The organism is Methylobacterium sp. E-005 (assembly GCF_022829725.1).
In the GTDB taxonomy this organism is placed as follows: Bacteria; Pseudomonadota; Alphaproteobacteria; order Rhizobiales; family Beijerinckiaceae; genus Methylobacterium.
The window spans coordinates 15,568-28,207 of the sequence record NZ_JAKSYG010000199.1; the positions used below are offsets into that span (position 1 = coordinate 15,568).

11 protein-coding genes are annotated in these 12,640 nt (G+C 69.2%); 8 read left to right on the forward strand and 3 right to left on the reverse strand.

Features of this window, described 5'->3' with window-relative positions; all coding sequences use genetic code 11:
- Positions 1-449 precede the first annotated feature (449 nt).
- Positions 450-2,459: a potassium transporter Kup gene (locus tag MKK88_RS22235; RefSeq protein WP_244003564.1), complete on the reverse strand. Its 2,010-nt coding sequence runs from the start codon at positions 2,457-2,459 to the stop codon at positions 450-452.
- Between the two features lie 255 nt (positions 2,460-2,714).
- Positions 2,715-4,043, reverse strand: a complete 1,329-nt coding sequence (ispG, locus tag MKK88_RS22240) for a flavodoxin-dependent (E)-4-hydroxy-3-methylbut-2-enyl-diphosphate synthase (protein ID WP_244003566.1) — start codon at positions 4,041-4,043, stop codon at positions 2,715-2,717.
- A 353-nt stretch (positions 4,044-4,396) separates the two neighbouring features.
- Here ispG and MKK88_RS22245 point away from each other — a divergent pair, with 353 nt between their 5' ends.
- From MKK88_RS22245 to MKK88_RS22265, 5 genes are all read left to right on the forward strand, one after another.
- A complete protein-coding gene (locus MKK88_RS22245) occupies positions 4,397-5,524 on the forward strand; it encodes a patatin-like phospholipase family protein (protein WP_244003568.1) in 1,128 nt (375 codons plus the stop codon).
- A 232-nt stretch (positions 5,525-5,756) separates the two neighbouring features.
- A complete protein-coding gene (locus tag MKK88_RS22250) occupies positions 5,757-7,448 on the forward strand; it encodes a methyl-accepting chemotaxis protein (RefSeq protein WP_244003570.1) in 1,692 nt (563 codons plus the stop codon).
- 128 nt (positions 7,449-7,576) lie between these two features.
- The gene (locus tag MKK88_RS22255) at positions 7,577-8,131 is read left to right on the forward strand and encodes a glutathione peroxidase (protein WP_244003572.1); all 555 of its coding nucleotides are present in this window, start codon (positions 7,577-7,579) and stop codon (positions 8,129-8,131) included.
- Between the two features lie 55 nt (positions 8,132-8,186).
- Positions 8,187-8,834, forward strand: coding sequence for a sigma-70 family RNA polymerase sigma factor (locus tag MKK88_RS22260; protein WP_244003574.1), 648 nt, complete (start codon positions 8,187-8,189; stop codon positions 8,832-8,834).
- A gap of 193 nt (positions 8,835-9,027) precedes the next feature.
- The gene (locus MKK88_RS22265) at positions 9,028-9,792 is read left to right on the forward strand and encodes an anti-sigma factor family protein (protein ID WP_244003575.1); all 765 of its coding nucleotides are present in this window, start codon (positions 9,028-9,030) and stop codon (positions 9,790-9,792) included.
- Between the two features lie 157 nt (positions 9,793-9,949).
- On the opposite strand, the gene MKK88_RS22270 is transcribed toward MKK88_RS22265, so the two are convergent.
- On the reverse strand, positions 9,950-10,309 hold the full coding sequence (locus MKK88_RS22270; protein ID WP_244003577.1) for a hypothetical protein: 360 nt from the start codon (positions 10,307-10,309) through the stop codon (positions 9,950-9,952).
- Positions 10,310-10,677: 368 nt separating this feature from the next.
- On the opposite strand from MKK88_RS22270, the gene cdd reads away from it, so the two are divergent.
- Genes cdd through deoC form a run of 3 tightly spaced genes read left to right on the forward strand, consistent with a single transcriptional unit; the run spans position 10,678 to position 12,639 of the window.
- Positions 10,678-11,103, forward strand: a complete 426-nt coding sequence (cdd, locus tag MKK88_RS22275) for a cytidine deaminase (RefSeq protein WP_244003579.1) — start codon at positions 10,678-10,680, stop codon at positions 11,101-11,103.
- Positions 11,096-11,911 (forward strand): purine-nucleoside phosphorylase, encoded by an 816-nt coding sequence (locus MKK88_RS22280; RefSeq protein ID WP_244003581.1) that lies wholly within the window; start codon positions 11,096-11,098, stop codon positions 11,909-11,911. The genes cdd and MKK88_RS22280 overlap by 8 nt, the downstream gene beginning before the upstream one ends.
- The gene (deoC, locus tag MKK88_RS22285; protein ID WP_244003583.1) at positions 11,908-12,639 is read left to right on the forward strand and encodes a deoxyribose-phosphate aldolase; all 732 of its coding nucleotides are present in this window, start codon (positions 11,908-11,910) and stop codon (positions 12,637-12,639) included. Before MKK88_RS22280 ends, deoC begins: the two co-directional genes overlap by 4 nt.
- The last annotated feature ends 1 nt before the right edge of the window (position 12,640 follow it).

The following is a 12,640-nucleotide window of genomic DNA, read 5'->3' on the forward strand; positions in this document are numbered from 1 at the left end:
TTGATGCAGCGTAGAGTTGTTTCTTAAATCGATCAGTTTTTGTAACATCTATTCCTTCAGAGCTTCGGTCTTTTGTCCAGCGCCCCGCACCAGTTTGATGAGCGGGAATGCGGGGTTGATTAGGATCGTATTCCTTTATATGAAGCGCAATTCTGAGCTCATCGACGACGTACTGGAGATGGTTTAGTTCTGCGCGCCGTGCAGCAATAGCACTGTCGATCCCAGGGCCGGTCCGCATTGCGTCCTCCTAATGGCCCAAACCATGTATAGGTTTTTTATCAAAAAATCAATGAAAAAAAGCCTATGAACGATTGCGCGTGCTGGACGATGGCCCTCTACGATGAGTTGTCACCTCTGAAATCGAAAACAATAATCTGGAAGAGCGCTAGATAATATTTACAGTATTGAGCCTTAGTTCGAGCGTGCCAATTCAATCCGTGTCCATTTTTTTACACCGTCACCTGCGTGCCAACCTCCACCACCCGCCCCGTGGGGATCTGGAAGAAGTCCGTCGCATCATTGGCGTTCTTAGCAAGGGTAATAAAAATCCGGTCCTGCCAGAGCGGCATGCCCGAATGCGCCGCCGGCCGGATCGAGCGGCGGGACAGGAAGAACGACGTCGCCATGATGTCGAACTTGAAGCCCTGGCGGCGCAGCAGCACCAGGGTCTTCGGGATGTTCGGCGTCTCCATGTAGCCGAACTTCATCACGACCTTGTAGAAATGCGGGCCCACCGGCTCGATCCGCACCTTGTCGGCCTCGTTCGAGCGGGGCGTGTCCACCGTCTCGACGGTGAGGATCACGTTCTTCTCGTGCAGCACCTTATTGTGCTTGAGGTTGTGCAGGAGCGCCGCCGGGGCGATCTCGGGATCGCTCGTCAGGAACACCGCGGTGCCGCGCACGTGGTGCGGTGGGCTCTTCTCCAGCATGCCGACCAACTCCACGAGGGGCACGTCGGTCTTGCGGGTCTTGTTGAACAGGATCGTGACCCCGCGCACCCAGGTCCACATCACGATGACCAGGGCGCCGGCCAGCAGCAGCGGCACGTAGCCCCCCTCCACCACCTTGATCAGGTTGGACAGGAGGAACAGGAACTCGAGCACGATGAAGGGCAGCATCACGGCGGCGGCCGCCACCGGCGACCAGCCCCACATCCGCCAGATCACCAGGAACGTCATGGAGGCCGTGAGCAGCATCGTGCCGGTCACCGCGATGCCGTAGGCCGAGGCCAGCGACGAGGAGCTCTTGAACAGCACCGCCAGCAGCACGACGCCGATCATCAGGAGCGAATTGATCTGCGGCAGGTAGATCTGGCCGGCATGCGATTCGGAGGTATGGCGGATTTCCAGACGCGGCAGCAGGCCGAGCTGGATCGCCTGCCGGGACAGGGAGAAGGCCCCGGTGATCACCGCTTGGCTTGCCACGACTGTGGCCAACGTGGCCAGCACCACCATCGGCAGCAGGCCCCAGGCCGGGACGAGCTGGAAGAACGGATCGGCCGTGTCGGGCTTCTCCAGCACCAGGGCGGCTTGCCCGAGATAGTTGAGGGCGAGCGCCGGGAAGACGAGGCAGACCCACGCCACCTGGATCGGCTTGCGGCCGAAATGCCCGAGATCGGCGAACAGCGCCTCGGCGCCGGTCACCGCCAGGAACACCGCGCCCAGCGCCACCAGTGCGCCGGTGCCGTGGCCCAGCAGGTAGAACACGGCGTGCGCCGGGTTGACCGCGCGAAAGACCTCCGGATGGAGGGTGATGTGCGGCAGCGCGGCGAGCGCCATGGCGAGGAACCACACGATCGTCATCGGCCCGAAGAAGGCTGCGACCTTGGCGGTGCCGCGGTTCTGCACGAGGAACAGGGCGACGATGATCACCACGGTGATCGGCAGGACGTAATCGTCGAAGGCGGGGGTGACGAGCTTCAGGCCCTCCACCGCCGAGAGCACCGAGATCGCCGGTGTGATCACGGCGTCGCCGTAGAACAGAGAGGCGCCGAGCAGCCCCAGCATGAACACGATGCGCGAGCCGCCGAGTGCCTTCCGGGCCAGCGCCATCAACGAGAGGATGCCGCCCTCGCCGTTGTTGTCCATGCGCAGCAGGATCGCGACGTACTTCACCGTCACGATCATGAACAGTGCCCAGAGGATCAGCGAAACGGTGCCGATCACCTCCTCGGGCAGCAGGATGCCGTCGGTCCGGGCCGGGACCAGGGCCTCGCGGAACGCGTAGAGCGGGCTCGTGCCGATGTCGCCGTAGACGACGCCCACCGAGCCGACCAGCAGCGTCCAGAAGCCGGCATGGCCATGGCGCGTCTCGGCCTTCTCGGGGGAATCGAGGGTGCCGGAGGTCGCCGGGCCCTGAACGGGACCCTCGCCCTCGGCCGCCGGGGCGGCCCCGCGCGCGGTGTCGGTTGCCGCGGACGCGGGCTGGGCTGCTACGCCGGGTGCGAAGGTTTGGCTCATGCGATTGTCGGAAGCTCGGGCGTGGCCGGCGCTTCGCGGTTCGGCTCAGGGGCCAGTCGGGGCCGGGCAGAACACGCGAAGACTCCGCCGAACCGCGCGGGCCGGCCACCGGGCCGACCGCTCACGGGATCGTGGCGCCTTGCTACCACGGTCGCGCGCGGGCGGAAACCGTGTGCACCTGCGAAGTCCGGGGGGCTGGGGCACGGCGCGGGGAGGTCGATCGACGCGGGACGGCCGTATCCCGGGCGCCGATCCTCACTCCGCGGCCGTGCGCGTCCCGCCCTGGCCGAATCGGCGCTGGATGTAGTCGATCACGATGCCCTCGAAATCCTTGGCGAGGGTCGGGCCGCGCAGCGTCATCGCCTTCTTGCCGTCGATGAAGACCGGTGCGGTGGGGGTCTCGCCGGTGCCGGGCAGGGAGATGCCGATATCGGCGTGCTTCGATTCGCCCGGGCCGTTCACGATGCAGCCCATCACGGCGACGTTCAGCCCCTCGACGCCCGGATAGGTCTTCTTCCACTCGGGCATGGAGGTGACGATCCAGTTCTGGATGTCGCGGGCGAGCTCCTGGAAGGTCGTGGAGGTCGTGCGGCCGCAGCCCGGGCAGGCCGCCACCATCGGCACGAAGGTGCGGAACCCCATGGTCTGCAGGAGTTCCTGGCTCGCCTTCACCTCGACGCTCCGGTCGCCGCCGGGCTCGGGGGTCAGCGAGTAGCGGATCGTGTCGCCGATCCCCTCCTGCAGCAGCACGCCGATGGCGGCCGAGGCGGCCACGATGCCCTTCGAGCCCATCCCGGCCTCGGTCAGACCCAGATGGATCGCGTAATCCGAGCGGCGCGCCACCTCGCGGTAGACGGCGATCAGATCCTGCACCGCCGAGACCTTGGCCGACAGGATGATCTTGTTCTGCGGCAGGCCGAGTTCGACCGCGCGGTCGGCCGAGCCGATCGCCGAGCGGACCATCGCCTCGCGCATCACCGCCCGGGCATCGATCGGCCGCGGCGCCTTGGCGTTCTCGTCCATCAGGTGGGTGAGGAGTTCCCCGTCGAGGGAGCCCCAGTTGGCGCCGATCCGCACGGTCTTGTTGTGCTTGATCGCCTGCTCGATGATCGCCGAGAACTGCGTGTCCTTCTTGTCCTTGAAGCCGACATTGCCCGGGTTGATCCGGTACTTGGCCAGCGCCTCGGCGCAGGCCGGATGGTCGGCGAGCAGCTTGTGGCCGATATAGTGGAAGTCGCCCACCAGCGGGACGTTGACGCCGATCCGGTCGAGGCGCTCGCGGATCTTCGGCACCGCGGCGGCCGCCTCGTCGCGGTCGACCGTGATGCGCACCAGCTCCGAGCCGACCCGGGCGAGCTGGGCGACCTGGGCCACCGTGGCGTCGATGTCGGCCGTGTCGGTGTTGGTCATCGACTGCACGACGATCGGCGCGCCGCCGCCCACCGTGACCGCGCCCGCACCCTCGCCGACCGTGACGCCGACCGTGCGGTGGCGGGGGGCGGGGCCGGCGATCTCCGGTCCGCCGCTGGCCAGCGGGTTCTCGGCGGGAATGTCGGAGCGGGTGGTGGCTTCCATGACTTCCATCGTGGACCTTCGGTGCGCGCCTCGCGAGGCGCCGGCGCCCGTCAGGGCCGTCCGGCCTGTCCCGGGGACACGCCGCACCGGAACTTCGGGGCTGCCGCAGGTGAGTTGCGGACGACCCGGGGCGGCGTCAAGCCGGCGCCACGCGGGACAGCATCGCGCTGGACAGCATACGCGGCTCTCATGTCGTATCTGCGCGCAGATGTCGAGTTTGCCGTGCGGCCAGCAGGGTTTTCGTCGGCGGCTGTTGCCCATCCACCGCGCCGATCCGCGGCCGGCGCGGATCTCCGCCGGGTCGTGCCGTTGATGCTGCACCGCAGCATGCCCATCTTGTCGGTCCGATACAGGAGGCCGAGATGAGCGAGCAGTTCGGTGGCGCTGAGCCGCACAATCCCGTCACCGCGGTGCCGGAGACCCCCGTCTCCGACGCGATCGACGCGCAGCCGGCGGCGGCGCCGAGCCATATGCTGGCCGGCCCCCGGGCCGAGAAGCCGGTCGCCCTGGCGCTCCAGGGTGGCGGCGCGCATGGGGCCTTCACCTGGGGTGTGCTCGATGCGCTGATCGAGGACGGGCGGCTCGGCTTCGAGGCGGTCACCGGGGCGAGCGCGGGGGCGATGAACGCCGTCGTCCTGGTGGATGGCTGGCTCAAGGGCGGTCCCGACGGCGCCCGGGAGGGGCTGGAGCGTTTCTGGCGGGAGGTCAGCCTCGACGGCGACCTCGGCCCGACCCAGCGCCATGTCGTCAGCGGGCTGTTCAGCCTGTGGAAGGGCAACCCGGTGGCCGAGTTCTGGGCCAAGATGCTGTCGCCCAGCCCCTACGTGTCGAACCCGCTCAACATCAACCCGCTGCGCAAGGCGCTGGCCGAGCAGGTCGATTTCGAGCGCCTGCGCGGGGCCGAGACGGCGGGCCTGTTCGTCTCGGCCACCAATGTCTGGACCGGCAAGCTCGCGGTGTTCGAGCGCGAGCGCCTGACCGTCGATCACCTGATGGCCTCGGCCTGCCTGCCCACCGTGTTCCAGGCGGTGGAGATCGACGGCGTGCCCTATTGGGACGGCGGCTATCTCGGCAATCCGCCGCTCTATCCCCTGCACCGGGGCGCCCAGACCCGCGACATCCTGCTCGTGCAGATCAATCCGGTGGAGCGCCGCGAGACCCCGCGCACGGAGAGCGAGATCCGCGACCGCCTCAACGAGATCACCTTCAACGCCAACCTGATGCGGGAACTGCGCGCCATCGACTTCCTGGACGGGCTGATCGAGGAGGGGACGCTGGGCCAGGGGCAGTACCGGCGCGTGCTGGTTCATCGGATCGATGGCACCGATGCGCTCGAGGATTACAACGCCGCCTCGAAGCTCGACGCGCGCTGGACCGTGTTCAAGCGCCTGCGCGACAAGGGCCGGGCCGCGGCACAGGCTTGGCTTGCGGAGAATTACGAGCGCGTCGGCCGGGATTGCACAGTCGATCTGCAACAAGCGTATCAATAGGTCCGTGATCTCAAAGCTGCATCGCGGTTTGATGATGGTCGCCGGCTCATAAAACAGAATGTCGGCGCAAATATCCGGGCATGAATTCGCGACAGATCGAAAAATGTTGTTGGGTTATGTCGGAGATGTAAGTTTTTTGTTGCGTTGAATGGCGTCTCGATCGCTTTCCTCTGCTTGCGGCCGATGGCATGGGCCTCACGCGGGCGCCGTCGTTCGCGAGCGGGGGCGGTCCATGACGATTCGATTGGTCGATCTGAGGATCAGCGCGAAGATCGCGCTGATCATGGCGGTGATGCTGGCGATCACGGTCGGCGTCTCGGCGATCTCCCTTCGGAACATTGGCGTGATCGAGGAGACGGAAGACTGGACCGTCCACACCCACGAGGTCCTGTCCCAGATCGACCAGATGGTCGCCGCGATGATCAATCGGGAGACGGGGTTGCGCGGCTACCTGATCTCCGCGGATCCCGCCTTTCTCGAACCCGAGCAGACCGGCCGGAAGACCTTCGCGGCGGCCTGGGAGGCGGCGCAAAGCCTGACCCGTGCCAACGCCGCCCAGCAGGCGCGGCTCACGGAGCTGTTGGGGTTGGCCGAGGAGTGGAGCCGGACCGTCGCGGACCGCGCGATCGCCCTGATGCAGGACCCCGCGGCCGGGGAGGAGGCGCGCCGCCTCGCCGGTTCGGTGGCCGGCAAGACGGCGATGGACGGCCTGCGTGCCAAGGCGGCCGAGCTGACGAAGACGGAACAGGACCTCCTGAAGACGCGCGCGGCGAGCTCCGCGGCGGCGGTCGCGTCGTCGCGCTCGGCCAGCTACGCCGGGCTTGGATCGGTGGCGTTGGCGGCGCTTGGAGGGTTGGTCCTCCTGCAGCTCGGCATCGCCCGGCCGATCCACGCCATAACCGGCACGATGACCCGGCTTGCCGCCGACGACCTGTCGGTCGCGGTGCCGGGCGTGGGCCGCCGCGACGAGGTCGGGGCCATGGCCGGCGCCGTGCAGGTCTTCCGGGATAAGCTCGCGCGGGCCCAGGTGCTGGAAGCGGAGGCGGCCGAGGCCCGGACAGCGGTCGAGAGGCAGCGGAAGGCCGCCATGCACGAATTGGCCGATCGGTTCGAGGCGGCGGTCGGCGGCGTCGTGCGCGCCGTCGCGGCGGCGGCGACCCAGCTGCAATCGGCCGCCGGAAACATGAGCGCGGCCGCCACGCAGACCGCGCAGCAATCGGTCACCGTGGCCTCGGCGGCCGAGCAGGCGGCCACGAACGTCGGCACAGTGGCGGCGGCGGCCGAGCAACTCGGCACCTCCGTGTCGGAGATCGGCCGCCAGGTGCAGGGCTCGGCGAGCTTCGCCACCGCTGCCGTCGCGGAGGCTGAAAAGTCCGCCGACCTGATGCAGACGCTGCGCGCGGGCGCGATCCGGATCGGCGACGTGGTCAGCCTCATCTCGGGCATCGCGGCCCAGACCAACCTCCTGGCGCTCAACGCCACGATCGAGGCCGCGCGCGCCGGGGAGGCCGGCCGGGGCTTCGCCGTGGTGGCGACGGAGGTCAAGGAACTGGCCAGCCAGACCGCCAAGGCGACCGAAGACGTCGCCCGGCAGATCGGGGAGATCCGGTCCTGGACCGGGGATGCGTCGGACGCGATCGCGGTGGTCGTGAGCCGCATCAGCGAAATCAGCGTGCTGGCCGGCGGGATCGCTGCGGCGGTCGAGGAGCAGGGGGCGGCGACGCAGGAGATCGTGCGCAACGTCGGGCAGGCGGCGCAGGGCACGAGCGAGGTTACGACCAACATCGTGGGCGTCAGCCGCGCGGCCGAGGGGGCCGGGGCCGCGGCCGCGCAGGTTCTGGGTTCCGCCTCGGGTCTCTCGGACCAAGCCCAGCGCCTCGACGCAGAGGTCCGCCGCTTCCTCGATACGGTCCGCGCGGCTTAGGGCCTCGTTCCGAGGCGCAGCTTCTGGCAGACGACGATGCGCGGCCCTGCGGCGAATCGACCGCCCCGGCGGACGAAACGTGGGGCCCGCTGCTGCGTTCCGCGACAGCGTTCGGGGAGGCTGACGCCATGACACTGCTGCGCCGCGAGGTCCTGATCCTGATCGGTACCGGCTTGGCCGGCGGCGCCCGCGCCGCCGAGTCCGTGCGGGCCACCGACTTCGCCTTCGAGACGCCGGAGGGCGGGCCGATGCCGCTCTCGGCCTATGCCGGCAAGCCGATCCTCGTGGTCAACACCGCCACGGCCTGCGGCTATGCTGGGCAGCTCTCGGGTCTCCAGACCCTGTGGACCCGTTTCGGCGATCGGGGGCTGACGGTGATCGGCGTGCCGTCCCCGGATTTCGGCAACCAGGAGCCGCTCGACGGTCCCGCCATCGCGGAGGCCGCCCGGAAGAACCACGGCGTCACCTTCCCGCTCACCGCGAAGACCCACGTGAAGATGCCGGGCGCCCATCCGTTCTACCGGTGGGCCGCCGCCGAGCGCCCGGCCGAGACGCCGCGCTGGAACTTCCACAAATACCTGATCGCCCGGGACGGCACCCTCGCGGCTGCCTTCGCCACACAGGTCGAGCCCACCGACCCGCGGGTTATTTCGGGGATCGCCGCGGCCCTCGATCAGGCCTGAACCGTGCCGCTCCGCCGGGCGGGATTAAAGCGCCGGGACGATGCGTTCACGCTTCATGGCATCAGACAAGCAGAAGCGCGCTGACCTCCTCGACCTGCTGGTGCCCCTGCGGCGCTACGCCCGGTCGCTCACCCGCGACGCGCTGCGGGCCGACGATCTCGTGCACGACACGCTGGTGCGCGCCCTGGAGATGCAGGGCACGCTTCGCCCGAACACCAATCTGCGCACCTGGATGATGACGGTGCTGCACAACGCCTTCATCGACGAGCAGCGCCGCCGGCAGGTCGAGGCGCGCCACGCCGACACGCTGGTGCGGATGGCCGAGGACATGGCGCCCCCGGCCCAGGAGGGGCAGGTGCGCCTCGCCCAGATCCGCAAGGCGTTCCTCACCCTGCCCGAGGAGCAGCGCGCCGCCCTGCACCTCGTGACCCTGGAGGGCATGGCCTATGCCGACGCGGCGGCCGTGCTCGGCATTCCGATCGGGACCCTGATGTCCCGCCTCGGCCGCGGCCGGGCCGCCCTGCGGGCCTTCGAGGAAGGGGCGCGGACCGACCGGGCCTCCGGCGAGGAGGCGGGCACCAGAGCCTCCGACCAGACATCCGAGTCGCGGCGCGGGTCGCCCTCAACCCTCCGGCTCGTCGTGTCCGACACGCCGCCGGGCCGGTCCACATGGCCCCTGCGGCGGGCGGCCGGGGAGAACTAGGGCCCGATTCAGACAATCGGTCAGTCCCCGGCGCCGGCGCGGACTGACTGCAGCGACCGGCGGATCGCTCTGCGGCATGGTGCGGGAACGCGGCATCCGGTTTTCCCAATTTCCCATGCGGTAACACAGGCCCGGGGCCGCCGTCGTTGTTGGGCGGCGCGATCCGGGGCACGCTGGCACCGAGGACTTCACGATGATTGATCCGATCACAGACGACGATCTCATCGCCTTCGTCGACGGGCAGATCGACCCGATGCGCCGCCTGGATGTGGAGGCCCATCTGGCCGCCGATCCGGCCGCCGCCGCCCGGGTGATGGCCGAGATGCACGATCGCGACGCCCTGCGGGCTTGCTTCGAGCGGGTTCCGGGCCCCGGGCCCGACCGCACGATCGCGCTCGCCCGCCGGTTCGACCGGAACCAGCGCTGGCGCCGGGTCGCCTCGCGCCTCAAGCGGGCTGCCGCCATCGCGGTGCTGGTCGGCGCGGGCTGGCTCGCCCATGACGAGATCGGCCGGTTCGGCGTGCCCGACACCCTGGCGGCGACGCCGGATCCGGCGCTGATTGCCGATGCCCGGCAGGCCCGGGCGGTGGCGCAGCTGCGCAAGAGCATCAGCGGCGAAGCCGACGGGGCGGTCTACGACCGGGCGCGCCTGCGCTCGGTGACCGGCATCGATCTGCCGGCGCTGCCGGAGGGCTGGCGGGTGCGCGACATCCAGATCTTCCCGGCCCGCCACGGCACCGGCATCGAGGTCGCGCTGGAGGCTGGGGGATATGGTGAGGCGTCGCTGTTCGCCACCCGCGGCATCCGCGGCGGCCCTGCGACACTCACCGGGTCCGAGGACGGCGACATCGTCTCGTGGAACGCGGGCGACACCGCCTATGCGCTGATCGGTCCCCGGGACGATCGGGCGCTCCGGCAGGTGGCGGGGCTCCTCGGCGCGGGGCCGGCGGCGCGCTGAACGGCGCGGACCGCATCAGCTCCAGCTTTCCGTCAGGGTGGCGGCACGGGATAGCTCCGACGTCCCCGTCGCTCCGCGCGGGATCGTGGAACGCCCTATGTCCGCCGCGTTCCGATCGGGCGGCCTTTGAAGGTCGCCTCGCGGTCAGGAGACCGCATCACCTGAAACGTTGCTGACGCAGTTCCCGGCCTTCGGAGGACTGGTCGATCGGGCTCCAGAAGCCGTCGGGCGACGCACTCCGCGGATGCATGGGAACGTACCCGCCGTCCCAACTGCGGGGCCTCAGGTCGGGTGTCCTCCCGAAGGCCCCATCGTCGTAGCGGTACATCTCGACGCGGTCACCTGTGCCGTGGCGGCGCGGGTCGATGCCGTACCTCTTCCGGGAAGCGCTGCGCGGGGCATGCTCCACGACAGCGGGTTTCGCATCGAAGTAGTTACGATAATCCCCGTACGACTCGACCGCCAGGGCGCCGACATGAGAGCCAAGCAACGCGGCGGCGGCGACCAGAGTCTTCATGGAACCACCCCTTCTTGAGACGCGCAAGATTTAAGCAGATCTGCGCTGCATGCTCGCGCGCCGAACTGTTTAGGGGCGTAGCATATCTTTCTGAGGGCGCGGTGACGGGCGGCACAAGCTGGGGGACTCATCCACATTCACAGGGCGTGTGACTTTCTGATAGTAATTGTCTTGAAAATTTGGATATTGATTGATCTATTTTCTTCTCGATCCGCAAGTTGTTATCTATAGAATACGGGTCGATCTGCGAAAGTCGCTTGAATCCCACGTGCGTTCCGATTCCACGGCGAAGGCCTTCCGGAGGACGGCGCTGCCCCGACTTGCCAGGACCCTCGACATCCCGCCCCGGCGGGTGCCAAAGATCAGCCATGCAGGCTGCAGATTCGGCACGAACAGATGACGGGGTGACCCTGCTGGCGGCCGCCCGAGCGGTTCGCGAGCGGGCGCACGCGCCCTATTCCCGCTTCCGCGTCGGGGCGGCGCTTCGGGACGAGCACGGCGCCATCCATGCCGGCTGCAACGTCGAGAACGCCGCCTATCCGGTGGGGACCTGCGCCGAGGCCGGAGCAATCGCCGCCATGGTGGCGGGCGGGGGACGGCGCATCATGGAAATCCTCGTCTGCGGCGATGGCGCGGGCCTCGTGACGCCCTGCGGCGCCTGCCGCCAGCGCATCCGGGAATTCGCTCGGGCGGACACGCCGATCCATGCCGCCACGCCGGACGGCATTGCGAAGAGCTTCACGCTCGCCGAGCTGCTGCCCGAATCCTTCGGCCCGGAGACGCTCGGTGAGTGAGGCCGCCCTCGAGGCGCTGCGCGCCGCCGGCTTCGCGGGGGATTACGCCTGCGCCCTCGTAACCGGCACCGGCCTCGGCGGGATCGCGGGGACCCTGGAGGAGGCCGTCTCCCTCGCCTACGCGGCGATTCCCGGCTTCCCGGGGGCGGGGGTCAGCGGCCATGCCGGACGGCTGCACCGCGGATCCCTGGCGGGGCGGCCCGTCCTCATCTTCGAGGGGCGGGCGCATGCCTACGAGCGGGGCGACGCGGCGGTGATGCGCGTACCGCTTGCCTGCGCGCGACAACTCGGGGCCCGGCGCCTGCTGCTCACCAACGCCTCCGGGTCGCTGCGGCCGGAGGTGGGTCCCGGCCGCCTTGTCCTGCTCGCCGACCACATCAACCTGTCCGGCCTCAACCCGCTGATCGGGGAGGCGAGCGACGCCCGCTTCGTGCCGATGACCGACGCCTACGATCCGGACCTGCGCGCGCGACTGCATGCGGCGGCGGGGACCTGCGGTATCCCGCTCGAGGAGGGGGTCTACGCGTGGTTCTCCGGCCCCAGCTTCGAGACGCCCGCCGAGGTCCGGATGGCCGGCATCCTGGGGGCCGACCTCGTCGGCATGTCGACGGTGCCCGAGGTCATTCTCGCCCGCTTCCTCGGCCTGCCGGTGGCGGCGGTCTCGGTGGTGACCAACCGCGCCGCCGGGATCGCCGGGGGCGCCCCGCACCATGCGGAGACCAAGGCGGTGGCCGCCCGGGCCGCGGAGGATCTCGGCCGCCTGATCCGGGCCTTCGTGGCCGATCTGCCAGACGGAGATGCGCCATGACGGATTCGGACCCGGGCGCAGTCGCCCGCCGGGCGCTGCCGCTCCTCGACCTCACCGACCTCGGCGAGACCTGCACCGAGACGAAGATCGACGCCCTGTGCCGGGACGCGAAGGCCGGTTCCGTGGCGGCGATCTGCATCTGGCCGCGCTTCATCACGCAGGGTGCCCGGGCGCTCGCCGGCACCGGCATCCGGATCGCCACGGTGATCAACTTCCCCGAAGGCGGCGAGGATTGCGCCCGGGCCACCGACGACACCGCCGAGGCCCTGCGCGACGGTGCCGACGAGATCGACCTCGTCCTGCCCTACCGCGCCCTGATGCGGGGCGATGCGGCGCTCGCCCGCGACATGGTCGAGGCCGTGCGCGATGTCTGCGGCACCGCGACCCTCAAGGTGATCCTGGAAACGGGCGAGCTCGGCGATCCAGGGTCGATCCGGGCGGCGAGCCGGCTCGCCCTGGAGGCGGGCGCCGATTTCCTGAAGACCTCGACCGGCAAGAGCCCGATCTCGGCGACCCCGGAGGCCGCCGGGGCGATGCTGAGCGAGATTCACGCGAGTGGCCGCCCCGCCGGCCTGAAGGTGTCGGGCGGCCTGCGCAGCGTCGCCGACGCCGCCCTCTATCTGGCGCTCGCCGATCGGATCATGGGAGCCGGTTGGGTGACGCCAAAAACCTTCCGCCTCGGGGCGAGCAGCCTGTACGGCGCCCTGATGCAGGCCCGGGAATTGTGAG